19 protein-coding genes, 1 tRNA gene and 1 pseudogene are annotated in these 23,065 nt (G+C 71.0%); 11 read left to right on the top strand and 10 right to left on the bottom strand.

All coding sequences use genetic code 11. From position 1 onward, the window contains the following. Window positions 1-157: 157 nt before the first annotated feature. The 3 genes from ABD284_RS03425 to ABD284_RS03415 all read right to left on the bottom strand — a co-directional run bounded on the left by ABD284_RS03425 (window position 158) and on the right by ABD284_RS03415 (window position 2,598). Window positions 158-1,282 carry an SRPBCC family protein gene (locus ABD284_RS03425; RefSeq protein ID WP_344140840.1) on the bottom strand — a complete coding sequence of 375 codons (1,125 nt, stop codon included), beginning with the start codon at window positions 1,280-1,282 and terminating at the stop codon, window positions 158-160. Then, the gene (locus tag ABD284_RS03420) at window positions 1,275-1,775 is read right to left on the bottom strand and encodes a hypothetical protein (protein WP_344140839.1); all 501 of its coding nucleotides are present in this window, start codon (window positions 1,773-1,775) and stop codon (window positions 1,275-1,277) included. The genes ABD284_RS03425 and ABD284_RS03420 overlap by 8 nt, the downstream gene beginning before the upstream one ends. Window positions 1,776-2,487: 712 nt before the next feature. Then, window positions 2,488-2,598: an ArsR family transcriptional regulator gene (locus ABD284_RS03415; RefSeq protein ID WP_344141469.1), complete on the bottom strand. Its 111-nt coding sequence runs from the start codon at window positions 2,596-2,598 to the stop codon at window positions 2,488-2,490. 90 nt (window positions 2,599-2,688) lie between these two features. On the opposite strand from ABD284_RS03415, the gene ABD284_RS03410 reads away from it, so the two are divergent. The 5 genes and pseudogenes from ABD284_RS03410 to ABD284_RS03390 form a co-directional block, all read left to right on the top strand. Then, entirely contained in the window at window positions 2,689-3,375 is a 687-nt protein-coding gene (locus tag ABD284_RS03410; protein WP_344140838.1) for an ArsR/SmtB family transcription factor, read from the top strand. Window positions 3,376-3,419: 44 nt separating this feature from the next. Further along, window positions 3,420-4,691: an MFS transporter gene (locus tag ABD284_RS03405; RefSeq protein ID WP_344140837.1), complete on the top strand. Its 1,272-nt coding sequence runs from the start codon at window positions 3,420-3,422 to the stop codon at window positions 4,689-4,691. Between the two features lie 54 nt (window positions 4,692-4,745). Then, window positions 4,746-5,414, top strand: coding sequence for a class I SAM-dependent methyltransferase (locus ABD284_RS03400; RefSeq protein WP_344140836.1), 669 nt, complete (start codon window positions 4,746-4,748; stop codon window positions 5,412-5,414). Beyond that, a complete protein-coding gene (locus ABD284_RS03395; protein WP_344140835.1) occupies window positions 5,411-5,731 on the top strand; it encodes a sulfurtransferase TusA family protein in 321 nt (106 codons plus the stop codon). The genes ABD284_RS03400 and ABD284_RS03395 overlap by 4 nt, the downstream gene beginning before the upstream one ends. Window positions 5,732-5,960: 229 nt before the next feature. Continuing rightward, a pseudogene (locus tag ABD284_RS03390) lies at window positions 5,961-6,401 on the top strand (transposase family protein); the annotation flags it as partial. A 161-nt stretch (window positions 6,402-6,562) separates the two neighbouring features. Here ABD284_RS03390 and ABD284_RS03385 read toward each other — a convergent pair. The 5 genes from ABD284_RS03385 to ABD284_RS03365 all read right to left on the bottom strand — a co-directional run bounded on the left by ABD284_RS03385 (window position 6,563) and on the right by ABD284_RS03365 (window position 11,856). After that, window positions 6,563-7,855 carry a Fic family protein gene (locus ABD284_RS03385; RefSeq protein ID WP_344140834.1) on the bottom strand — a complete coding sequence of 431 codons (1,293 nt, stop codon included), beginning with the start codon at window positions 7,853-7,855 and terminating at the stop codon, window positions 6,563-6,565. Between the two features lie 286 nt (window positions 7,856-8,141). After that, entirely contained in the window at window positions 8,142-8,516 is a 375-nt protein-coding gene (locus ABD284_RS03380) for a hypothetical protein (protein ID WP_344140832.1), read from the bottom strand. 135 nt (window positions 8,517-8,651) lie between these two features. Continuing rightward, entirely contained in the window at window positions 8,652-9,851 is a 1,200-nt protein-coding gene (locus ABD284_RS03375; RefSeq protein ID WP_344140831.1) for a hypothetical protein, read from the bottom strand. 13 nt (window positions 9,852-9,864) lie between these two features. After that, a complete protein-coding gene (locus tag ABD284_RS03370) occupies window positions 9,865-10,173 on the bottom strand; it encodes a hypothetical protein (protein WP_344140830.1) in 309 nt (102 codons plus the stop codon). A gap of 165 nt (window positions 10,174-10,338) precedes the next feature. Then, on the bottom strand, window positions 10,339-11,856 hold the full coding sequence (locus ABD284_RS03365; protein WP_344140829.1) for a plasmid pRiA4b ORF-3 family protein: 1,518 nt from the start codon (window positions 11,854-11,856) through the stop codon (window positions 10,339-10,341). Between the two features lie 476 nt (window positions 11,857-12,332). Here ABD284_RS03365 and ABD284_RS03360 point away from each other — a divergent pair, with 476 nt between their 5' ends. Beyond that, window positions 12,333-13,337, top strand: a complete 1,005-nt coding sequence (locus ABD284_RS03360; RefSeq protein WP_344140828.1) for a recombinase family protein — start codon at window positions 12,333-12,335, stop codon at window positions 13,335-13,337. On the opposite strand, the gene ABD284_RS03355 is transcribed toward ABD284_RS03360, so the two are convergent. Continuing rightward, a tRNA-Leu gene (locus ABD284_RS03355) sits at window positions 13,303-13,387 on the bottom strand. The genes ABD284_RS03360 and ABD284_RS03355 overlap by 35 nt on opposite strands. A gap of 139 nt (window positions 13,388-13,526) precedes the next feature. Here ABD284_RS03355 and ABD284_RS03350 point away from each other — a divergent pair. The 4 genes from ABD284_RS03350 to ABD284_RS03335 all read left to right on the top strand — a co-directional run bounded on the left by ABD284_RS03350 (window position 13,527) and on the right by ABD284_RS03335 (window position 18,938). Next, entirely contained in the window at window positions 13,527-14,849 is a 1,323-nt protein-coding gene (locus ABD284_RS03350) for a M20/M25/M40 family metallo-hydrolase (RefSeq protein ID WP_344140827.1), read from the top strand. A gap of 381 nt (window positions 14,850-15,230) precedes the next feature. Further along, window positions 15,231-16,286, top strand: coding sequence for a hypothetical protein (locus tag ABD284_RS03345; RefSeq protein WP_344140826.1), 1,056 nt, complete (start codon window positions 15,231-15,233; stop codon window positions 16,284-16,286). Window positions 16,287-16,461: 175 nt separating this feature from the next. Continuing rightward, a complete protein-coding gene (locus ABD284_RS03340; protein ID WP_344140824.1) occupies window positions 16,462-17,211 on the top strand; it encodes a chaplin family protein in 750 nt (249 codons plus the stop codon). Window positions 17,212-17,516: 305 nt separating this feature from the next. Next, window positions 17,517-18,938: a hypothetical protein gene (locus tag ABD284_RS03335; RefSeq protein ID WP_344140823.1), complete on the top strand. Its 1,422-nt coding sequence runs from the start codon at window positions 17,517-17,519 to the stop codon at window positions 18,936-18,938. Between the two features lie 542 nt (window positions 18,939-19,480). On the opposite strand, the gene ABD284_RS03330 is transcribed toward ABD284_RS03335, so the two are convergent. Further along, a complete protein-coding gene (locus ABD284_RS03330) occupies window positions 19,481-19,666 on the bottom strand; it encodes a DUF5703 family protein (RefSeq protein ID WP_311543013.1) in 186 nt (61 codons plus the stop codon). A 231-nt stretch (window positions 19,667-19,897) separates the two neighbouring features. Between ABD284_RS03330 and topA the strand changes: the two genes are divergently transcribed. Continuing rightward, window positions 19,898-22,756, top strand: coding sequence for a type I DNA topoisomerase (topA, locus tag ABD284_RS03325; RefSeq protein WP_344140821.1), 2,859 nt, complete (start codon window positions 19,898-19,900; stop codon window positions 22,754-22,756). Window positions 22,757-23,065: the final 309 nt, after the last annotated feature.

The following is a 23,065-nucleotide window of genomic DNA, read 5'->3' as shown; positions in this document are numbered from 1 at the left end:
AGCACGTTTGCGCGTTCCGCCACGAAAACGCAGCCTGCGGCGTGTCGCCGCCACGGCGCCGGCCCGCGCCATCACAGAGACAGAACGGCTGCGGACCGTGCGTACCGCCGCAAGGAGAGGCGGTTTCCAGCGCGCATTGTTCGGGACGGCCCGGGGGTCAACGCCTCGAAGCAGACTGCTCCTGCTCCTCCTCCTCATCTTCGGCGGCGTACTCGCCCTCCCCTTCCTCTTCTCCCTCCTCCTCGTCCTCTTCATCACCCGACTCGGCAAGGTCCGCCAGCTCGGCACGCTCGTCTTCGTCGAGTTCATCGAGTTCGGCACGCTCGTCCTCGTCGAGTTCATCGAGTTCGGCACGCTCGTCCTCGTCGAGCTCGTCGAGTTCGGCCCACTGCTCCGCTGTGAGGCCGGCCTCCTCCAGCTCCTGTGCGTCGTCGTGGCTGAGGACGACCTCACCATCTCGGATCTCGCCGCGCCAGCCCTCCAACTCCTCGGCCTCGGGCTGGGCCATCATCATGACTTGGCGGCGGTAGTGCTTGAGGTCCAACCGCAGCCGGCGCCCTTGGGCCCGCCAGAGGTTGGCCGTCTTCTCGAAGAACCCCTTGGGGTAGTACTCCACGACGAGCAGCACGCGGGTGAGGCTCTCGCCCAGCGGGTGGAAGGTCACCACGCCCTTTGTGGTGCCTTTGTCGGCTTCGCTCGTCCATGAGATCCGGTGGTCCTGGATCTGCTCGTTGATCGTGGCCTTCCAACTACGGGTCGACCAGAAGATCTTGGCCGTCCACTTGGACGTGGTGTCGTCCTCCTCCTCGACGCTCAGCACGCCCTTGGCGAAGCTGCCGAAGTCGGGAAAGCGGGTCCACTGGTTGTAGGCGGCGCGCAGCGGAACCCCCACGTCGATGTTCTCGACGATGTTGATGGCCTTGGGACCACTTCCACCGCCACTGCCACCGCCACCGCCACCGCCACCGCCGGACATTCTGCCCAGCAGGCCCTTGGCCGCGCCCTCGGCGCCCTTGCCGGCCGCCCCGGCCGCGGCACCGACCGGCCCCTTACCCTGCAGGAGCTTCTTGCCCCCCTCTGCAACCGCTTCCGCCGATCCGCCCGCGCCTGTCGACGTGAGCCGCTCGGCATAGCCGCCGAGTTTCTTCGCCATGTCACTGGCGGTACTCGTGGCCTTGGCGGTGAGGTAGTCCTGGATCGCGTCAGCGAGCTTGGCCGTGCCCTCATTCCTGTCGGCAGCCTCACGCAACCGCGACAGTGGGCCGGTGCTCCTCTCAGCCATGCTGATCACCTTCGTGGTCACTGCTCTTGCGGGTGCCCCGCGAACGGGTGGTTGACCGCCGGCCCGCAGGGGCCTTCGCCTCGCCGGCCCCAGACGCCTCCTCCTTCGCGGCCGATTCGGTGCCCGTGCCGCTGTCTGGTTCGGACGGTTCCGCGGCCTCGCCGGACGATTCCTCCACATCAGTGGATCCGCTTTGCAACCGCTCGGTGCGCTCGTTCAGCGAGTCGGCCAGGCTGCCCGCCCAGGCGGTGACCATGCTCCCGGCCACGTCCTTGCCGACGGTGCTGAGCTGCCCGCGGGCCTGGTGCTTCAGCTCGCTGACGGCGGGGAGTTCGTTCAGTTCCTTCATGAGCGTCCGCGGATTGATGTCCAGCTTCTTCGCTGCCATAAAGAGGCCGAGGCCAATGGCGAGCTTCAGCTTCTTGCGCCTGCCGAGAACATAGCCGCCGACAGCGGCGGCCACGATCTTCGTAGATTTGTCGATACGTCCCATGCGAGACCACCTTCACCTGGTCACTGGTCGTCGGTAAATAAAGTTCTCGGCCTCATGGATCGGTCCGGATGCCCGTCGACAGCGGCGAATTCACCGGGCGTCCGAAGGACGCAGCGCCCCTGCTTGTGGTCGGGGCAGTCCGCGCCTGCCACAGCGGGAGCTCCGGAGCATTGCGGCGGGCTCCTTGAGGCCGGTCGTGATCAGCGCTGTAGCGTTGCCCTGCACCGGCGCCCGGGCAACGGGTCGTGGCTCCGCCGCGACGGGCGCCGCGTTCAGGGCTGCAGCCGACGAGCGATCACTGCGCCGGGGTCCGACACTTCAATGTGGCGATTTCACCGCACCCCTGCCCGGCAGCAGAGGGCCGGTATCCCTTCGCGCGACGACTACCCGAAAGTAGGCAAAGAAACACAAAAACGGAGGAACAACGTCAAACTCGACGTTGTGCTCCGCGCCGAGGCCCCGGATTCACGTTGCGATGGACGTCGCGCTTTACCTTTCCTGTTTAAAAACTTGACGAAATGTCCGGGAGTTCCCCTCGCGCCTTACCCCGTTTCCGTGCCGTCGAATGCACTGCCGGGTGCGCTGGTCGCCGGTGCGGTGCGGAGGCGTGCTTCAGCAGGGACGGTAGCGATCCCGAACGTCGACCGCCTGGGCGGCGAGGTCGCGCAGGCCCTCGGCGGCCGCGACGATGACCTCCGGGTGCAGCCGGTAGTTAGGTGTAGCGGCCGCGGGATTCGGGCTGGACGAGTCCCGCCCCGCACAGCAGCCGCAGGTGGTGGCTGACGGTCGTCTGCCGGGCGCCGGTGTGCTCGTGAAGTGGCAGGTGCGCATTTGCTCGGTGGCGTGCAGCCGCACGATCCGGGCCCGCAGCGGCCGAACACCCCTACGGCCTTCGATCAGATACGCTATTCCAATGAATAGTGGAACAGATGCTCGGGAGGCGGGGCGCGCCGAGCTGTGGGGCGGGTTCGCTCGGGTCGGCAAAGCGCTGGGCAGCGGCACCCGCTTGCAGATGCTGGATCTGCTGGCCCAAGGCGAGCGCTCGGTGGAGTCGCTGGCCGAGACCCTGGGGTTGGGCGTCTCGACCGCTTCGGCGCACCTGCAGACCCTCAAACGCGCGCAGCTGGTGCGCACCCGCCGCGTGAAGAACCACGTCTTCTACGCGCTGGCCGGCGACGACGTCGCCGCGCTGCTCTCGTTGGTGCAGAAGGTCGCCGGCACCCATCTGGCCGAGGTCGAACGGGCCTGGGAGCACTTCTCCGGCCCCGGCCAAGGCGAAATCGAAGAGGTCGACCGCGCCGAACTGCTGGCCCGCCTGGAAAAGGGCAGCGTCCTGGTGCTGGACGTGCGCCCCGAGGCCGAGTTCGCCGCGGGCCACCTGCCCGGGGCGGTGTCGATCCCCGTCGACGAGCTGACCCGCCGCCTGGACGAGCTGCCCGAGGACACCGACATCGTGGCCTACTGCCGCGGCGACTACTGCGTGATGGCGGTCGATGCGGTGCGCGTCCTGCGCTCCCACGGCCGCCGCGCCTACCGCCTCAACGAAGGACTGCTGGAGTGGCGCGCCTCCGGGCGGCCCGTGCACACCGCATCCGCATGACCAGGGCATCAAACGCCGACCTGCCCCTTGGAAGGAACGCGCACATGGCCGCCACCGCCTCGGATCCCCGCGATACCAATGCCTTTCCCACTGCCCTCCAGCGCCGCACTCTGATCACCGTGGCCGCCGCCCAAGTTCTGGGCGGCGCCGGCCTGGCCGCCGGGGTCACGGTCGGCGCACTGCTGGCCCAACAGATGCTGGAGACCAGCAGCCTGGCCGGGCTGCCCGCCGCCCTGTTCACCCTGGGCTCGGCCGGTGCGGCGTTCCTGGTGGGCCGGGTCTCCCACCGCCGGGGGCGGCGAACCGGCCTCGTCTGGGGTTATGCCGCCGGTGCCGCGGGCGGCGCGGGGGTGGTCGCCGCGGCCGCAGTGGACAGCATCGGGCTGTTCTTCGCCGCGCTGCTCGTCTACGGCGCGGGTACGGCCACCAATCTGCAGGCCCGCTACGCCGGCGCCGACCTGGCCCCACCGCATCGGCGGGGGCGTGCGATCAGCACCGTGCTGGTCGCCACCACCCTGGGCGCGGTGGCCGGACCCAACCTCACCGAGGCCACCCAGCCCCTGGGCAGGGTCGTCGGGGCACCGGCACTGGCGGGTCCGTTCGTGCTGGCCGCGGCCGCCTACGGCCTGGCCGCCCTGGTGCTGTGGGTGTTCCTGCGGCCCGACCCGCTGCTGCACGCCCGGCACATCGCCCTGACGCCCGCGGGCGCCGGCGCGCCCGAGCCTGCATCCCCGGCCCCGGAGCCCGCGCCCGCGCGGTTCAACCCGGGGGTCGCCCTGGGCGGGGGCGCGATGGTGCTCACTCAGCTCGTGATGCTGGCCATCATGACGATGACCCCCATCCACATGCAGGCCCACGGCCACGGCCTTGGCGCCACCGGGCTGGTCATCGCCGTGCACATCGCCTTCATGTATCTGCCCTCGCCGGTGACCGGGGTCCTGGTGGACCGTGTTGGCCGCAAACCAGTGCTGGTCGCCGCCGGCGTCACCCTGCTTGCGGCCGGCCTGGTGGGGGCGGCCGCACCGGTGGAGTCGGTGTCGGTGCTTGCGACGGCGCTGGCTCTGCTGGGACTGGGCTGGAACTTCGGGCTGGTCGCCGGTACCGCGATGGTCACCGACGCCGCCGATGCGGCTACGCGGGCGCGCACCCAGGGAGCGGTGGATGTGGGTGTGGCCCTGGCCGGTGCGAGCGGCGGAATGCTCAGCGGCATCGTGGTCGCCGCGGCGGGTTTCCCCGTCCTGGCCGTGGGCGGGGGCGTGCTCGCGCTGGCGATCGTGCCCTTCGCCGCCTGGCGCACCCGCCACCGGGCCGGCTGACGCGGCCCGACACCCGATATCCGCCGACACGTCTTCGACCCGCAGGAGGCCGCCATGCCCACCGGTTCTGACCCGGAACTGGCCGACCAGCAGCGCAAGCACTGGCAGCACACCTACGCCGGCCATCTGCGCATGTACGGCCACGAGCCCTCGGCCCCGGCCGTGCACGCCGCCGCGGTCTTCGCCGAGGCGGGAGCACGCGAGGTGCTGGAATTGGGTGCGGGCCACGGGCGCGACGCCCTTTACTTCGCCCGCACGGGCTTGCGCGTCACCGCAACCGACATCAGCCAGAGCGGACTGGACCAGCTCCAGCAGGACGCCGAGGCCCAACAGCTCACCGGCCATCTCGCGACCGTGGCCCACGACGCACGCGACCCGCTGCCACTGGCCGCACAGAGCGTGGACGGTGTGTTCGCGCACATGCTGCTGTGCATGGCCCTCTCCACTGCCGAGATCTCCGCCTTGGCGGGCGAGGTCGCGCGTGTGCTGCGTCCGGGCGGGACGTTCGTCTACACCGTCCGCCACACCGGCGACGCCCACTACGGGGCCGGAACCGCCCACGGCGATGACATCTTCGAGCACGGCGGCTTCGCCGTGCACTTCTTCTCCCGGGAGCTGGTCGAGCGCCTCGCCCAGGGTTGGGACCTCATCGAGGTCCATGCCTTCGAGGAGGGCGGCCTGCCGCGTCGCCTCTGGCGCATCACCCAGCGGCGCCCCCGGTGAGCGGTCCGACGCCGCTGCCCGGGCCCGGATCGGTCGTGGACGGTACCGGGCTGGTCTGCGTGGTGCTGCTGATCCGGTTGCGTGACCGCATCGCCGAGCGGCCGGCGGGCTCCGTCGTGCACGTGATTACCACGGACCCGGCCGCACCGCTGGACCTTCCCGCCTGGTGCCACCTGACCGGCCACACCTACCTCGGCACGGCGGAGGCCCACGGCGACGCCGTGGTGCACGCTGTGCGTGTCAGCGCTGATTCCCGCGCCACCCGCGCCGACCGGCCCTGGCATTCCGCCGATTCGCAGCGGCCCGAACAGCTCTGACGCACGGCGGCCCGCCGACCACGGGCCCGGCGTCGTCCGGCAGAAGAGCCTGTACGTGCGCGAGGACCGTCTCTTGGCGGCCCTTGCCCTCGAACCACACGGGCGCGACCCGCTCGGTATCGCGCGGCATGGGCGTGAGCAATGCGGGTGGTCCTGTGACACGGTGCCGTGGGAGTGCCGGGCCCGAACACGCGAAAGGCCCGTCCCGAGGCGACCTCGTCGCGGCGCCCTCGACGGCACGCTCATCGCCTGCGACCCGGCTGGCGGCCGATTGCCCCTTCTACTCGGGAAAGCACCGCCACCACAGAATGAATGCCCAGGTCGTCGCCACACCGAACGGTGATCCCGTGTGAGTCTCCGGTGCGCTGCCGGGTGCGGTGCACGACACCCGCGCCGCGCGGGTGTGGCGCATCGGGCAGCGGATCGCGGCCGCCGGCCTGCTCGGGCTGGGCGACAAGGGGTATGCGGGCTATTCGCTCACCCCGTTCAAGGGGCGGAACAAGCCCGAGTGGGGCCAACCGCACCCACGCGCGCCTGCGCAGCCCGGGCGGAACGCGCGATGGCCCAGCTCAAGAACTGGCGGATCCTGCGCCGCCTGCGGTGCTGCCCGCACCGCGCCACCGAGATCGCCTGGGCGGTGCTGGTCCTTCAACTACGCGAAACACGATGAAAAGCGCTCACTGGGTGTTAGACAGCCGCGGCGAGGACAGCTCGCTACCCACCGGCCGCGAGATCGCGTCCCACTTCGACCACAAGGACCGCTGGGGCCGGCTGATCAAGCAGTGGGGACAGCAAGGACGCTTCGCTGGGGCAGCGATATAGGTACCGCGATCAGTTATTCGGACGGGCCGGAACCGGGCGGTTCGGAGGTGTAGTACGAGTGTCGAACTTCGTGCTCGCCAGGGCGCGCTCCGTCAGTGTGATCAGATCGAGCACCTCGCGGGCGAGGTAGGCGGTGGCCCCGCGTTCAATCGACTTGGTCCCCAGGATCCCCGCCCGCTTCAGCTCATCCAGGGCGGCACTCGCTGCGGGGAACGAGATGTTGAGGATCTTCGACAAGGTGGTTGCTGTAACTACAGGCGCCTCGGGCAGTTGGCGCAGCAAGCGCGCAGCGGCTGAATCCGCGCGCGGTGTTGCGCGCAGGCCGACGGATTCTCGATGGGTCGACAAGCGGCTGGTCCAGTCAGAACGGAGCTCTTCGATCTGTTCCACGAGCGTCCGCGACTGTTCGACAGCGACAGCGGAGGCCTGAACGAAGGTCGACAGCCATCCGTTGATAGATGCACTCGCGTTCACGCCGGCAGCAGGCGCATCGTGGCGGTACGAGTTCAGTCCGGTGATGTAGGCGTCTCGCAGGGTGGCGAGTACAAGGCTGATGGGTAGAACGGCGCGTTCGGTCAGTCCGCGGCGGGCGAGGACTGTGTGGATGAGCGCACGGCCCACGCGTCCGTTGCCGTCGGTGAAGGGGTGGATCGTCTCAAATTGCGCATGGACGACAGCGGCTTGGATCAACGGAGCATGGGCGGCCCCGTTCATGTAGTCGATGAGGTCGGCCATCAGTTCGGGTACCCGGTCGGGGTCCGGCGGGACGAAGTCCGCTCCGACCGGGCTCCAGTTCGAGCCGCCGATCCAGTTCTGCACTGTGCGCAGGCCGTGGTGCTGCGGCTGGTCGGGAAGCAGCGACTGGTGGAGCCCCACGACGTGGTCGACCGTCAAGGTGTCGACCTCGACGAGCTCGGTCGTCGACTGCCGCACGATCGTCATATTGTTGGCCACGACTTGCGCCTGTTCGCTTACACCGCGGATGGCCTCAGACTGACCCAGCTCAGCGAGGGCGACCTGCTGTGCCGATGGGGAGATGCCTTCGATGCGCGAGCTGGCGATCGCCTCGGAACGCAGTAGGAATCGTGCGATGCCGGCCAGATTCTCCGCCCCCAGATCGTTGAGGGCGCGGATGTTTCGTTCGATCGCGGTGACCTCACGCGAGAGCCCTCCGTCGACACCCAGCGCGAAGCCGTCGATGGTGTCGGGAACGTACCGCTGGTACGGCCCCGAGCGTCGCGCGGAGCGCGGTAGGCCAGCGTCCACGCTGGACTCCCAGTGGGCTTCCTCCCACCTTGCCATCAGCGGTTTTTCCTTTCATGGGACTGTCCTCTATTAAAGGATAGTAGTCTTAGTTTTGATGGGTATGTGATCTGTTCAAGGATTTCCGTGAGTCCGTCCGTCCCATCGCGCGACGCCATGCGGAGTGCGGAGGAGTCGTGCCGGTGAGCCGTCGCAGCCGAGTCAACACGCCGCGTGACATCCGCTGGCAAGGCTGTGCGAAGTTCCGGAGGCAAGCGGATCCGGATCAGAGGAGTCCGCTCAGGAGGAGGCGCTGCATAAGCCTGTGGTGCCCCGCCCGTGTGTGCTACGTGTCGCGGAGCGAGTCCAGGAGCTTTCCGGTGTCGCTCACCCGCCAGAACCGCCAGCCGTTGGTGTTGGCGTTGCGTGCCGGGTTGTAGTGAGTGACGACCGCGATGGCGGCCGCGCTGGGTTTGGCGAACTCCTCGCCGTTCCACGGGGCGGACTCGATTGTCACCGTGTGGGTGTTCGGGTCGTACGTTCCCTCGACGCGGACCTGTCTGTAGACGGCGTGCACCGAGATGCGGCCATGCTCTCGGGGCTTCGGCTCGGGCCTCCGGTCGAGGAGGCGGGCAACCACCTCTCCTGCGGATATCCCTTCCCACGTGGCGATTGCGGAGAGCCTCGCATAGGTATCGCGACTGACTTCGATGTTCGTCATGGCCAGACTCTAGCATGAGGAGAACTTATAGTCGCAATAGTGCTTCCATGGAGAGTCGCTACCGCCCGGTTCGGTACCTACGGCCCCACACGTGGGTTCGGGGACGCTTGCACTCACCGCCGGCGCAGGTGCGCTTCAGCGAGCCACACCATCAGGTGGTGACGCGGCGCTGAGCCCCGCCCGATCGAACCGGGCGATGAGGCTGGGTTTGCGTCGATGCTCCTTGCGGAGTCGGGACAATCGCTGCGCGAACTCGTCGGTCTGGCCGACACGCTCGGCGACCTCCCGCAGACCATCGAGGAGATCGACGGCTGCGTCGTAGTCGCTCTGCCTGCGGGTGTGGATCAGTGCGTCGACGCGCTCCCAGGCTGCCTCGTGGTCGCGGGCCAGGGCGTCGAGTCGCTTCTCGCGGGCCAGCGCCTGTTCGTGTGCGCGGCGGGCTTCCTCTTCGGCGTGGGCGGCTTCGGCGTGCCGTCGGCGCTCCTGACGGGTGGTTGCGGCGGCATCCAGCAGTTCGGCCACCGAGCGGCGGGGACGGGCGTCGTCGCGGAGGCTGCCGGGCTCGCCGCGGAATCGGCGCAGCAACTCCATCCCGACCCGTGCACCGTGGCCTTGGGCGGTGCGGACCAGGAGCGTCTCCTTTTCCCTAGTGGGCAGGCCGCTGATCCACCGGGCCAGTTCGCGCCGGTCGGCTCCGCTCGCCGTCAGAGGTGGGCTGGCCTGGGCGGCGATCGCGAGAAGGGCGGGGTCAAGGCGAAGGAAATCGGCAAGGGCCCGCTGCGGCGTGGTGAGGTTGCCCAGACCGGCGGGCACCGGCGGTTCGCCTTCGTCCTCCTCCTCGTCGTAGTCGAAGGCGACCTCGTCGCGTTCCCACGTGCCGGAGCCGGCCAGCCAGGCCAGGTAGAGCGGCCGCAGGTCGCCGGCGGCGAGTTCGGCGCGGACACCCACGATGGCCGACAGGGACACCTCGGTCTCCGGATCCCAGTCCTCTTCTTCGGCTTCGCTGGTCAGATCGAGGATGAGGTGTTCCGTGGTGGTCCAGGCGTCCACGTAGGGGTCGATGCGGTACGGCTCGACGGTCTCGGGTTCGAGGGGGGCGAGGGGAAGGCGCAGCATGACCCGGTGGGTGCCCCAGTTGGCGAGGTAGAGGTGGGCGTCGTAGTAGCGCTGCATCAGGGTGTGCGGGTCGCCGCGGAAGTCGCCCCAGTGGTACTCGTTGGTGAAGCTCGTGGGGGTAATCCGGGCCCGTGTGGACACGGCGCGGACTTCGGCCTGTTGCCGCTCGTCCAGGGGCAGGTCGACGGCCAGGAATTCGTAGTACTGGTATTCGCTCATCGTCGCCGCGCTTTCACCGGGCCCAGTTCCGGTAGGCCTCGACCCATTCTGCGCCGGGCGGGGCCGGAGTGGGCAGCGGCAGGTCGAGGATGCCGATCGCCTGGCGGTGCTTGCCGCGGGTGCAGATCGCCACGATGTCGCTACCGGGTACCAGGTCGATCTTCGCGACGGTCACCTCGACACCGAGGACGGTGGTCTGGAACGGGACGGCGAGGTTGTCCTCGATCGCAGTTTGGAGGGCCGTGAACTGCTCGTCCTCGCCGTAGGCGTCGACGACGGCCTGCTCCACCAACTTTTCGAGTTCGGCTTTGCCCGGTTTCACCACAGTTGCACCTTACCGGCGCAGTGGGAGAAAACGCTGTCCGTTGAGGGAAACGGTAGAGCAGGGCCCTTCCTCTCTTGCGGTGGTGTGTCGTCCCGGTGGCGACTCTCCGGGCTCGGCGGTGCTGGTTTCGTGCCGGTCGAGGGCGGGGTCGTCGAGATCCCGTCAGCCGGTCCAGGAGCGCAGGGCGGTACGGGCGAAGGCGGGGCCGTGGGGGAGGGCGCGCAGGTGCCAAAACGCCCCGGCGGTTTCGGTGGCGCCGATGCGGTTCAGGATGTCGGTGGTGTCGCGGGCGGAGTGGAAGGCCTCGACGGGGCCGACCGGGGTGTGGTCCTCCAGACGCCAGCCGAGCCCGTTGAGGAGGTCGGCGACGAGCTGGAAACCGTCGCTGCGCTCGGCGGCGACGGCGAGGAGGACGAGGAGTCCGGCCTGGCGTGCGTGCGCGTGTCGGGTCGTCGGCGGCAGGCGCTGGGCCAGGTGGTTCCACAGGGCCGCGGGGTCGCCTGCGGCCTGCTGGCCCGCGGCGGTACGCAGGAGCCGGCCCCGGTGCTTGCGGAGCAGTCCCACGTCCTGAGCCGATGTGCGCAGGTGGAACACCGGGTAGGTCAAGCTCTCCCGGTTGAGCTTGCCGATCCCCTTTTCGTTCAGGCCGAGTTCCGCCGCTGCGGCCTCGACGCTGGCGGGCGGTAGGTAGCCGGCGCCGGTGAGTTTGATGCCTTCGGCGCCGATGTGGTCCAGCAGCCAGGAATAGGGGTGCACCATCGCTGCCGCGGCCGTTGGGTCGATGTCGGCGGGTTGGTCCAGGTGGGCCTGAAGGAACAGCTCCTTGAGGCGGCGTTCGGTGGTGGGGTCGACCGCGGCGGCCATCAGATCGGCGAGGGGTTTGGGAAGGTCGTCCGGGGGAGGGGTGAACAGCGCGGTCAGGGCGGTGTTGGTCGCGTCGATGTCGAACGGTGTGGGGGCGAAGTCGTCGGGGTCGGACTCGACTCCGAAGGCGGCGCGGTATTCGGCGAGGGCCGCGGTGTGGTCGCGGTGGCCGGGGTCGGTGGCCGCGGCCAGGAACTCATAGCCGCCGATGCCGCCGCAGTCTTCGGCCGGTGCGGGGCGCTTGCCTGCGGTGCACACCGCGCGTGGGGCGTCCTCGGCGCGCGGCAGTACGGCTTGCAGAGTGAGCCGGTGCTGCCAGTCGTCGCCGAAGTCGTAGATGTAGAACAGCCGGTCACCTGTCTCGGCGAGGACCTCGTCGAGGCGCACCTGCTCCGCGGGAATGCCCATCTCGCCCTCGTCGGCCTCGAACGGGCAGAAGTAGCGCTCGGTCTCGTCGCTGTAGTAGTCGGAGTCGCAGGCGAAGCGGTACAGGTGGTAATCCTGCCAGGCGAACACGGCTTGCAGGATGTCGTGCACCTCGTTGAGGAACAGGTCGGAGGCCAGCTCCAAGCGGCGGTAGAGCGGCGGTTTCGTCCCCGTGATCTCCACCCGCACCCGGTAGGTCGCGGCGTCGTCGCGGCGCGGCCGCCGCCGTGAGGCGGGCGCGGGTCGGTCGGACGGGTCGCCTGAAGAGCGCAGCGCGGCGAGCAGGCTGGTGATCGATGTCGGCTCGCCTGTGCTGCGGGACGTTGCCGCGTCCTGTACGGAGACGTCCGAGCGGTCGGAACCGGTGTCTGGGTCAGCATCGCAGGCCATAGGCACAGCCTAGGATGCAGGCCGGCACCCGGTCTGACGATCATGCCGACGGCGGCCTCGGCGGTGGAACCCTCCAGTGACGTCAGCACGTTCGCCGTCTCTATAGGAGATAGGTGCCGATCGCTCGCGAAGCGCCGATTCTGCGCGGCGTCGGTTTAGGGATCGACAGCAGCAGGTCCGCGTCTTCAGCAGCGGCAGTGTGTGGCGCCGCATCAGAGAACCTTCGGCTCATGTTTCGACGGTGCCCTGCGGAGTCTTGGGAAGCGGATCGGGATACACCGTCATAGACGGCCATGCGCTCCGTTCAGGGGGTAAGGACCCGGTTCAGTGGAAGGGGCGGTATGGCGGGGCGAGCAGCGCAGGGGCCCGATGAGCTGCGGCGGTGGATCAGTCGTGGTCGGTGCAAGGACCGGCGTAGCCGGCATGCGGTCCGGCCGCCCGGGGTGCGGTTCGCGTTCTACGGGCGCACGTCCACGGTGGAGTTCCAGGACCGGGACTCTTCACGTGGGTGGCAGCGTGAGGCCGCCGAGGAGGTGATCGCCGACTACGGCGGCATCGTGGCGGAGTTCTTCGACGCGGGGTGTTCGCGGCAGGTGGCGTGGGAGCAGCGTCCGCAGGCGGCCGCGCTGCCGGCGGCGGCTGCCCAGAGCGGGCGGCCATTCGACGCGGTGGTGGTGGGCGAGTACGAGCGGGCGTTCGCTGGCGGCCAGTTCGAGGAGGTCGTGGCCAAGTTGGCGGGATGCGGGGTGCGGGTGTGGTTACCGGAGGCCGGGGGACTGGTGGACCTGTCCGATCCGGAGCATGCGGTGTTGATGCGGGTGCTGGGGGCGCAGTCGCAGCGGGAGGTGTTGCGGTGCCGGTACCGGGTGCTGGCGGCGATCCTGGCCAACCCTCGCTATACCGGCCGCCAGGTCTGGCAGCGCTCGGGCGCGCGCTCGCCGGATAGCGGGGCGGGGCGCCCTGGCCGGGAGGAGTGGGCGGTGTCGAAGGAGGCGGCGCATCCGGCGCTGGTGAGCGAGGGGGAGTTCGTGGCGGCCCAGGCGGTGCGAAAGGCTCGTCCGACCAAGGACGGCAGCGCGCGCGAGTACGTGTTCGCGGGGCTGCTGGTGTGTGGGGTCTGCGGTCGGCGGATGGATGCGCACTGGCTCAATGGGCGGGCGGGGTATCGGTGCCGCCACGCATACAGCAGTTCCCGGCCGCGCGGCGTCATCCGGAAGAAGAGCCTGTACTTGCGCGAGGACCGTCTCCTGGAGGCTATTGCCCTCGGCCTTCCCGGGCGCGACTCGCTCGGTATCGCCCGGTATTTGCGCGCGAACGAGCTGGCGGTCGTGTGTGACACGGCGACGTGGGAGGTTGTCGGGGCCGAACACGCGAAAGGCCCGTCCCAAAGCGACCTCGTCGAGGCGCCCGAGCCGGGCCAGTACCCGCTTATGGGGAAATGGTTCGTGTCCGAGGGGGGACTTGAACCCCCATGCCCTTAACGGGCACTAGCACCTCAAGCTAGCGCGTCTACCTATTCCGCCACCCGGACGTAGCGGCCCTGCGCTCGGTGCGCGGGCTGGGTTAACCATAGCAAAGGTCCGGGGCCGCTCGGACATCGTTTTCTGCTCGTGGGGGAGCATGGAAGGGTCAGCGTGGAAGTCCGTGGTGGAGAGGAGGCGGTTCGCGTCATGGTGGGGGTTGGTGACGAGGTGAGCGCTGCCGAGCGCGAGGTCGTGGATCTGTGCCGGGAGCTCATCGCCATCGATACGTCCAACTACGGTGACCACTCCGGGCCCGGTGAGCGGGCGGCCGCGGAGTACGTCGCCGAGAAGCTCGACGAGGTCGGGATCGAGCCGACCGTCTACGAATCGCATCCCGGGCGCAGCAGCGTCGTGGCGCGGGTGCCCGGGGAGGACTCCGGGCGGGCGCCGCTGCTGGTGCACGGGCATCTGGACGTGGTCCCCGCCGACGCCGCCGACTGGACGCACGACCCGTTCGGCGGCGAGATCGTCGACGGGTGCGTCTGGGGGCGGGGCGCCGTCGACATGAAGGACATGGACGCCATGGTCCTCGCCGTGCTGCGCCGGCGCATGCGCGAAGGGCGGCGTCCGCCGCGGGACATCGTGCTCGCGTTCCTCGCCGACGAGGAGGCCGGCGGCACATGGGGCGCCCGGTGGCTGGTGGACCGCCACCCCGAGCTGTTCGCCGACTGCAGCGAGGCGATCAGCGAGGTCGGCGGGTTCAGCGTCACGGTCGCGGAGAACCGGCGGCTGTACCTGGTCGAGACCGCGGAGAAGGGCATCGCCTGGATGCGGCTGATCGCCCGCGGCACCGCCGGGCACGGGTCGATGACCAACGACGACAACGCCGTCACCGAGCTCGCCGACGCCGTCGCCCGCCTGGGCCGGCACCGCTTCCCCATCCACCTGACCAAGACTGTGCGCACCTTCCTGGAGGAGGTCTGCGCCGAGTTCGGCATCGAGTTCGACGAGAACGACGCCGAGGCGACGGTCGCCCGCCTGGGGTCGGTGGCCAGCATGATCGGCGCCACGCTGCGCCACACCGTCAACCCCACGGTGCTCGACGGCGGCTACAAGGCCAACGTCATCCCCGGCGCGGCAACGGCGCAGGTCGACGGGCGTTTCCTGCCGGGCCTGGAAGAGGAGTACTTCGCCGAGATCGACCGGCTCCTCGGCCCCAACGTGAGCCGCGAGTTCATCCACCACCTGCCGTCGGTCGAGACCGAGTTCGAAGGCGGGATCGTCTCCGCGATGTCGGAGTCGCTGCTGGCCGAGGACCCCGGAGCCAAGGCCGTGCCCTACTGCCTCTCCGGCGGCACCGACGCCAAGAGCTTCCAGTCGCTGGGTATCCGCAACTACGGCTTCGCGCCGCTGCGCCTGCCTCCGGAGCTCAACTTCGCCGGCATGTTCCACGGTGTCGACGAGCGGGTGCCCGTCGACGGCCTCCGGTTCGGGGTCCGGGTCCTCGACAGGTTCATCGGCATGAGCTGACCCCGTTCGCGACACACTCGCGGCCGGCCGTCCCCCGGCCCGCCACCCCGCGACCCCGCACCCGTTCGCACCGCCCGCTCCGCCCCGCCGCCCGGCGCCCGGCGGCAACCGGGGCGCGCGGTCGCCCCAGGTCCGGGGCGGACCGGCGCCGCGATGCGCCCTTCGCCCCCTTTGTCGCCCCGGGGAACCGGCACCGGAAAAAACCGCGGCCGGTTCCCCGGGTTTTGCACTTCACATCGCCCTCGGTGATGTTACGGTGACTTTCGGTTCGCAGGTGATCACTCTTTGCGAACCCCTCCGTGCGGCGGGTGACGCCGCATCCCAGCTTCCATCCGGTGTTCGCCGCAGAGCGAAGGGTTGTCCATGGTGCAGGCAGGTCGCATGAGGCGGGGTCGCCCCGCTCTCGCGTGCTGCCGCGCAGCGGGGCGCACCCTGCGCCGGGCAGGTCTGCTGACCGGCCTGGCCGCCGCCGGATGGCTCCTCGGTGGAGCCGCGGCCGCCGCGGACGACCTTCCCGGCCCGGGCCTCGAACCCGTCGCCGCGGTCGCGTCCGAGGCCGGCGGCATCGCCGGCACCGCACCGCAGGAGACCGGTCACGCCGACGAGCACACCACCAGGCACACCGCCGATGACGCGCCGGAAGCCGCCGCGGGCCGCGCCGACGCCGCCGGACGGGGCGGCGCCGCCGGGACCGGGGTGGCGGCGCTCGATTCGGTGGCCCAGCCCGGCGGCGTGACCGAGGCCGCCGGCGCAGCCGGCGCCGGAGCCCGCGACGTGGTGGAGACCACCGCGCAGGGCACGGGCGAGGTCGTCGCCGGCACCGTGAACGCCGGCCGCGAGGTCGGCGGGTTCGCGGAGGGCTCGCTGGGCGAAGGCTCGCTCGCCGATTCCGAGCTCGCGGGAGCGGTCTCCGACGGCCTCGTCGGCGACACCGGCCGCATCCAGGGCCGACTGGAGAAGACCATCCAGGAGGGCCCGCGGACCGGAATCGAGGGAATCGGCGGACTCGACGGCGTCTCCGCGACGCTCGTCCCGCACGGTCCCGCCGGCGACCGGGGCGAGGGCCCCGGCCGCCGCGGCTCCGAGGCCGCCAAGACCGAGGAGTCCGCAGCCGAGGACGGCGCCTCCCAGGCGCGTCCCGCACAGCACGCCCTGACCCGGGCCGTGCCCGCCGCCGCTGCCGAAGCGGAGCACACCGGAGCGGAGCCGTCCGCGGACTCCGCCGACTCCGGCGCCCCGCTGACCGGAGCGTCCTGGCACGACACCTCCGACTCCACCGGTACGGTGTCGCCCTCGCCGGTCCCCGCCGCGCCCGCCGGCTTCCTGATGAGCCGCGGCCACACGCTTCGGCTCGTCGCCCAGCGTGTCGCGCTGCCGGAGGACCCGGCCGTGGTCGTCCGCTACACAGCCGACGACCCGTCTTTCTCGCCTGACTAGTACGCGCCGCTCCGGCGTGCCTTCCGGGCACGCCTGACCGCGGCGCGCTTTCTCGCGCCCCGCCATCACCGGCGCCCGCTCCGCCAGCCTGCCGACGCGGTCCGACGGTTCCCGCTCGCCCGCTCGGCTGTCCGAAGCGATCCAGTCTCAGCCCGACTTCCCAAGGAATGGCCATATGTCCAGGAAAACCACCACGGCCCTCGCCGCCCTCGCGGCGGCCGGACTCCTCTCCGCCGCGCCGCTCGCCCACGCCGACACCACCACCAGCGGGAACGGCTCCGTCCTCGGCGGCAACCAGCTGGGCGCCGACGCCGACGTCCCCGTCAACCTGTGCGGCAACGCCATCGCCGTCCTCGGCACGGCCGGAGCCAAGTGCGAGGGCAGCGGCGCCTCCACCGGGTCCGGCGGCTCCGGTAGCGGAGCGTCGGTCTCGGGGTCCGAGGGCGACACCACGACCAGCGGAAACGGCTCCATCGGCGGCGGCAACCAGGCCGGCGTCGACGCCGACGTCCCGGTGAACGCGTGCGGCAACGCCATCGGCGTCGCCGGCAACGCGGGCGCCGACTGCGAGGGGGAGGGGAAGAAGGAGAGCGAGCCGACCCCGCCCGACGACAAGACCAGCCCGCCGGACGACGAGACCACCCCGCCGGACGACGAGACCACGCCGCCCGACGACAAGACCAGCCCGCCGGACGACAAGACCAGCCCGCCGGACGACAAGACGACCCCGCCCGAGTACGAGACGACTCCTCCGGACCACGGGACCACCCCGCCCGAGGGCCCGAGCGCGCCCCCGGTGAGCGACGGCGGCCTGCCGGTCACCGGCGCCGGGCTGCTGCCGCTGCTGGCGGCCGGCGTCGGCGCGGTGCTCGCCGGCCTGGGCGTGCTGGCCCTCGTCCGCCGCAAGGCCGGCCGCTCGTCCTGACCGGCTCGGCTCCCCGGTCCTCGGACCGGGGGGTTGACGCGAGCCCCGCGGTGCGGCCACGCCGCGGGACTCACGTCAGCCTCCTCGAACCAGAGGGAGCTGGTCCGGTGTGCGCCGCCCGCCGGGCGCCCTCCTGGCGCCGGGCGGGGGCACGCCCCGCGCTCCGCGTAGCCCGTACCCCCCAGGTGCGCAGCCGCGGAACGCCTCCGGACACGGAAGCCGGCGCCCCACCCAGGGGCGCGGGCGCCGGGTCCTCGCTACATCCATCTCGTAAAGCTGCACATTCGTCTCGAAAGGAATCCCACATGCACAAGTGGGTTCGCACCACCGCCAAGGCGGCCGTGCTCACGGCCGGCTTCGCGGCCATGGGCGCCGGCGTCTCCTTCGCCGACAGCCACCCCACCACCAGCGGGAACGGCTCCGCGCTGAGCGGCAACCAGCTGGTGGGCAACCTGGACCTGCCGGTGAACGTGTCGGGCAACGCCGTGGGCGCGGTCGGCGGGATCGCCGGAGCCAAGTCCGAGCACGACGGCGCCGCGGTCGTCGACCACGGCGGCAGCGGGCCGCACACCTCGGGCAACGGCTCGCTGCTCAGCGGCAACCAGGCCGTCCTGGACGGCGACGTGCCCGTGAACGTCTCGGGCAACGCGGTCGGCGCGGTGCTGGGCACCGCGGGCGCCGCCTCCCACGGCAGCGGCTCGGCGGTCGTCGAGGGCGACGGCGGCCACCACCACATGGGCGGCGACACGATCAGCTCCAGCGGCAACGGGGCGCTGGCCAGCGCCAACCAGCTCGTGGCCGACCTGGACATCCCCGTGAACGCGTCGGGCAACGCCGTGGGCGCGGTCGCCGGGATCGCCGGAGCGGCCTCGGAGGACACCGGCGCCCTGGTGGTCGAGGACGGCGGGCACCGCCACGGCCACCACGACAACGGCCACGACGGCTACCACGTCCACCAGGCAGCGCCCGGCGAGTCCACCGGCCTGCTGGAGTGGGCCAACCTGGGCCGCCCGCTGCACCTCAGCCCCAACTCGGTCGACGCGGGCCCCGTGCTGCACCAGCGTGCGGGCCACGGCGGCGACGACATCATGACCTCCGGCAACGGCTCGCTGCTCGGCGGCAACCAGCTGGTGGGCGACCTGGACGTCCCGGTGAACGTGTCGGGCAACGCGGTCGGCGCCGTCGGCGGCGTCGCCGGTGCGGCCTCCCACGACGCGGGTGCGGTCGTCGTCGACAAGGGCGGCGACGACATCACGACCTCGGGCAACGGCTCGCTGCTCGGCGGCAACCAGGCCGTCCTGGACGGCGACGTGCCGGTGAACGTCTCGGGCAACGCGGTCGGCGCGGTGCTGGGCACCGCGGGCGCGGCGTCCCACGGCGACGGTGCCGCAGTGGTGGAGGGCGTCGGCCACGACGTCCGGCACACCTCTCACGAGACGGTGCCCCAGGCCGCGGGCACGCTGCCCGAGGCCTCCGAGGTCGCCGACAAGGTGACCGAGCAGCTGCCGCTGCGCAACGAGCTGCCCGACCCGTCCGGTGTGCTGCCGCTCAACGCGGAGGTGCCGGGCTCGCAGGCCGTCGAGGCGCAGGTGCCCGCCGAGGTGCCCGAGGCCTCCGATGTCGCTCCCGCCGAGCTGAGCGGCCTGGCCGAGGCCACCGGCCAGGCCACGCAGGCCGAGCCCGTCGACCAGGTCGAGAACCGGGTCGGCACCGACCTGGGCCTCTAGGCCGGTTCGCGGCCCCTCCCGGCGCAGGCCGGGTGGCGGCGGGCCGCGGAGAAGTAGGAGATGGACCGGCGCGCGGCCGGTGCGGTGCTCTCCCGCCAGTAAGGATGTCGTGGTGGACATCGGGAGAGCCGGGACGGCGGCCGCGTCGCTGGAGCGGCGAGTCCTTTCGGGGCTTCCGTGATGGACCGGCATGCGGCCGGGCGCGCTCTCCCGCCAGTAAGGATGTCGTGGTGGACATCGGGGGAGCCGACCGGCCGCAGCGGCGGCCCTCTCGGAGCTTCCGAGGGGGCTCGCCGCTCGCGTGTGCGCGACGGCACAAGTGTGATCTCCGCTGGGCGCCCCGGCCGGGCGCGCAGGCGCCCCGGCCGGCGGCGGCCGCGGCCGGAACCCGGCGGATCCGCCCCGGTGGGCGGCGCACCGGGGCGGGTGTGGGCAGGCCGGTTCCCGGCGCCGGGCGCCGGGAACCGCGGCGGTCGGTCGGCGGGCCGGATCCGGCCACCGCCGTCGCGGTTACCGGTGCGTCGAGCCAAGTGTGGTGTAAATCACATCGGGCGGAGCTGTCGGAGGATCTTCCGACGCAGCGTCACGCGGCGGCTTCCGTCGGGAAACAGGCGTACCCGGGCAAGTTCCCACTTCCCGTACTCGGCCTGTTCGGTCAGCGCCTGACGGGTGGCGCTGCGCGAGGTGCCGCGTGGAAAGCGGATCTCGCGGTATTCGTACTCGAGCATCCTTCTTATTCTGCGACCGCCGACGGTGTTCGTGCCATACCGTTCGTACACGTGAACCACCGGTCCCCACCGGGCAGCGGGCCCGCTCGCGACGGTGCCGGCCGGTACGCGCCGTCTCGGGGGAGCGAATCCCGTCGCCGTCGGTTACCGTCAGTGGCTGGGAATTCCGATGGCTGGCGGACCCGTTGACCGGTCGCACAGACAGCGCAAGGCGAGATGTAGGGGAGCAGCGTGCCACCCAAGAAGGGCAGCGCCGGCGAGAACGGCTCCAAGGACACCGGGCAGCAGGACCGAAACCGGCTGGTCATCGTCGAGTCGCCCGCCAAGGCCAAGACCATCGCCGGCTACCTGGGCCGGGGATACGTCGTGGAGTCCAGCATCGGCCACATCCGCGACCTGCCCACCAAGGCCGCCGAGATCCCGGCCCGCTACAAGAGCGAGCCGTGGGCGCGCCTCGGGGTGAACGTCGACCGCGACTTCGAGCCCCTCTACGTGGTCAACCCGGAGAAGAAGCCGCACGTCAAGCGGCTGAAGGAGCTGCTCGCCGAGGCCGACGAGCTCTACCTCGCCACAGATGAGGACCGCGAGGGCGAGGCCATCGCCTGGCACCTGCGCGAGGAGCTCAAGCCCAAGGTGCCCGTGCGCCGCATGGTGTTCAACGAGATCACCAAGGACGCCATCCGCCACGCCGCCGAGAACACCCGCGACCTGAACCTGCGGCTGGTCGACGCCCAGGAGACCCGCCGCGTCCTCGACCGCCTCTACGGCTACGAGGTCTCGCCGGTGCTGTGGAAGAAGGTGATGGTCCCCAAGCTCTCGGCGGGGCGCGTGCAGTCGGTGGCCACACGCCTGGTCGTCGAGCGCGAACGGGAGCGCATCAGCTTCGTCTCCGCCGACTACTGGGGTCTGAAGGCCGTCTTCGACACCGTGGGCCGCGGCGCGGGCGACGACCCCGCCACCTTCACCGCCGCGCTCGCAAGCGTCGACGGAGCCCGGGTGGCGGTGGGCCGCGACTTCACCTCCTCGGGTGAGCTGCGCTCGGGCTCGGGCGTGCTGCACCTGGACGAGGAGGCCGCGCGCGGCCTGGTCCAGCGGCTGTCCGGCAGCGACTTCGCGGTCAGCTCGGTGGAGCGCAAGCCCTACAAGCGCTCGCCCTACGCGCCCTTCCGCACCACCACGCTCCAGCAGGAGGCCTCGCGCAAGCTGAGCCTGTCCTCCAAGCAGACTATGCAGGTGGCGCAGCGGCTGTACGAGAACGGCTTCATCACCTACATGCGCACCGACAGCACCACGCTGTCGGAGAGCGCGATCGCCGCGGCCCGCGACCAGGCCACCCGGCTCTACGGCGCCGACTACGTGCCCGCCAAGCCGCGCGTGTACTCCAGCAAGGTCAAGAACGCCCAGGAGGCCCACGAGGCGATCCGCCCGGCCGGCGACAGCTTCCGCACGCCCGCCGAGACCGGCCTGAGCGGCGCGGAGTTCCGCCTCTACGAGCTGATCTGGAAGCGCACCGTCGCCTCGCAGATGAAGGACGCGGTGGGCGAGTCGGTGACCGTTAAGGTCGTCGGCACCTCCACCGCCGGCGAGTCGGCCGAGTTCAGCGCCACCGGCAAGGTCATCACCTTCCACGGCTTCCTCAAGGCCTACGTCGAGGGGTCCGACGACCCCGAGGCCGAGCTCGACGACCGCGAGCGCCGCCTGCCGCCGCTGGAGGAGGACGACCCGCTCAAGGCCGAGGACATCGCGGCCGAGGGCCACAGCACCCGTCCTCCGGCGCGCTACACCGAGGCCAGCCTGGTCAAGGAGCTGGAGGACCGCGAGATCGGCCGGCCCTCCACCTACGCGTCGATCATCGGCACCATCCTGGACCGCGGCTACGTGTTCCGGAAGGGATCGGCGCTGGTGCCCTCCTTCCTGGCGTTCGCGGTGGTCCAGCTGCTGGAGCGGCACTTCGGCAACCTGGTCGACTACGACTTCACCGCGCGCATGGAGGACATGCTCGACGGCATCGCCCGCGGCGAGGCCGAGAGCGTGCCGTGGCTGCGCCGGTTCTACTACGGCGCCGAGGAGGAGGCCGGGCTCAAGGAGCTGGTGGGCGACCAGCTCAGCGAGATCGACCCGAAGGAGGTCAGCTCCTTCCCGCTGCAGGGCACCGACATCATGATCCGTGTGGGCCGCTACGGCCCCTACATGGAGCGCGAGAGCGACGGCCAGCGGGTGAACGTGCCCGAGGACCTTGCGCCCGACGAGCTCACGCTGGAGAAGGCCGAGGAGCTGTTCGCCCAGCCCAGCGGCGACCGCGAGCTGGGCACCGACCCCGAGACCGGGCGGCGCATCGTCGCGCGCAACGGCAGGTTCGGCCCCTACGTCACCGAGGTGCTGGAGGACCAGGAGGCCCCGTCGGCCTCGGGCGGCGCCAAGCCGGCCAAGTCCAAGGCCAAGAACGCGCCCAAGCCGCGCACCGCGTCGCTGCTGAAGTCGATGTCGCTGGACACCATCGAGCTGGAGGACGCGCTGAAGCTGCTGTCCCTGCCGCGGGTGGTGGGCGAGATCGACGGTGAGCAGGTCACCGCGCAGAACGGCCGCTTCGGCCCCTACCTGCGCAAGGGCACCGACAGCCGCTCGCTGGAGACCGAGGACCAGATCTTCACGGTCACCGTGGAGAAGGCGCAGGAGCTGTTCGCCCAGCCCAAGCAGCGCGGCCGCCGCGCCGCCGCCTCGGCCCCGCTGCGCGAGCTGGGCAACGACCCCGAGACCGGCAAGCCGATGGTGGTCAAGGACGGCCGCTTCGGCCCCTACGTGACCGACGGCGAGACCAACGCCTCACTGCGCAAGGGCGACGAGGTCGACGCGATCACCGACGCGCGCGCCGGCGAGCTGCTCGCGGAGCGGCGCGCGAAGGCCCCGGCCAAGAAGTCCTCGTCGGGCAAGTCGGCCGCCGGGACCTCCGGCGCGGCCAAGTCCTCGGGCAAGTCCTCGGCCAAGACGGCGGGTACGAAGAAGACCGCGACCAAGAAGAGCACCGCCGGTACCGGCGCGCGTTCGGGCGGGAAGGACGGAACGCCCAAGGGCGGCACGTCGCAGTCCTGACCCGGTCCGGGAGCGACCCGCGCCGCCCCCGCGAGGCGCCGCGCGGCCGCTCCCGGCACGACCGCCGACCGGGGTCGGCCGCTTCCGGCGCGGCACCGCCCCTCGCCGCGCGCCGGAGGAGCCGCAGGCCGCCGCCTCCAGGAATCCGGTGGGCGGGCCGCACGGTGTGACGGACAATTCACGCCCGCCGTCGCCACCGCCCCCCTCCAGGTCGGCGCCCGCACCCGTATCGGCAGCGGCGCCGGACGCGCCCGTTTGCGCCGGTGCGGGGGTGGCGCCCCGGTTCGCCCGGCGCTACAGTGCCGCGAA

Source organism: Streptomonospora arabica, from assembly GCF_039531585.1.
Classification (GTDB): Bacteria; Actinomycetota; Actinomycetes; order Streptosporangiales; family Streptosporangiaceae; genus Streptomonospora; species Streptomonospora halophila.
This window is presented reverse-complemented; position numbering and strand designations above follow the sequence as displayed.

Excerpts from the sequence above, each read along its gene's own strand:
- ABD284_RS03425 (WP_344140840.1), bottom strand. The coding sequence starts at position 1,282 with ATGGCTGAGAGGAGCACCGGCCCACTGTCGCGGTTGCGTGAGGCTGCC.
- ABD284_RS03420 (WP_344140839.1), bottom strand. The coding sequence starts at position 1,775 with ATGGGACGTATCGACAAATCTACGAAGATCGTGGCCGCCGCTGTCGGC.
- ABD284_RS03410 (WP_344140838.1), top strand. The coding sequence starts at position 2,689 with ATGAATAGTGGAACAGATGCTCGGGAGGCGGGGCGCGCCGAGCTGTGG.
- ABD284_RS03405 (WP_344140837.1), top strand. The coding sequence starts at position 3,420 with ATGGCCGCCACCGCCTCGGATCCCCGCGATACCAATGCCTTTCCCACT.
- ABD284_RS03400 (WP_344140836.1), top strand. The coding sequence starts at position 4,746 with ATGCCCACCGGTTCTGACCCGGAACTGGCCGACCAGCAGCGCAAGCAC.
- ABD284_RS03385 (WP_344140834.1), bottom strand. The coding sequence starts at position 7,855 with ATGGCAAGGTGGGAGGAAGCCCACTGGGAGTCCAGCGTGGACGCTGGC.
- ABD284_RS03380 (WP_344140832.1), bottom strand. The coding sequence starts at position 8,516 with ATGACGAACATCGAAGTCAGTCGCGATACCTATGCGAGGCTCTCCGCA.
- ABD284_RS03375 (WP_344140831.1), bottom strand. The coding sequence starts at position 9,851 with ATGAGCGAATACCAGTACTACGAATTCCTGGCCGTCGACCTGCCCCTG.
- ABD284_RS03365 (WP_344140829.1), bottom strand. The coding sequence starts at position 11,856 with ATGGCCTGCGATGCTGACCCAGACACCGGTTCCGACCGCTCGGACGTC.
- ABD284_RS03350 (WP_344140827.1), top strand. The coding sequence starts at position 13,527 with ATGGTGGGGGTTGGTGACGAGGTGAGCGCTGCCGAGCGCGAGGTCGTG.
- ABD284_RS03345 (WP_344140826.1), top strand. The coding sequence starts at position 15,231 with ATGAGGCGGGGTCGCCCCGCTCTCGCGTGCTGCCGCGCAGCGGGGCGC.
- ABD284_RS03340 (WP_344140824.1), top strand. The coding sequence starts at position 16,462 with ATGTCCAGGAAAACCACCACGGCCCTCGCCGCCCTCGCGGCGGCCGGA.
- ABD284_RS03335 (WP_344140823.1), top strand. The coding sequence starts at position 17,517 with ATGCACAAGTGGGTTCGCACCACCGCCAAGGCGGCCGTGCTCACGGCC.
- ABD284_RS03330 (WP_311543013.1), bottom strand. The coding sequence starts at position 19,666 with ATGCTCGAGTACGAATACCGCGAGATCCGCTTTCCACGCGGCACCTCG.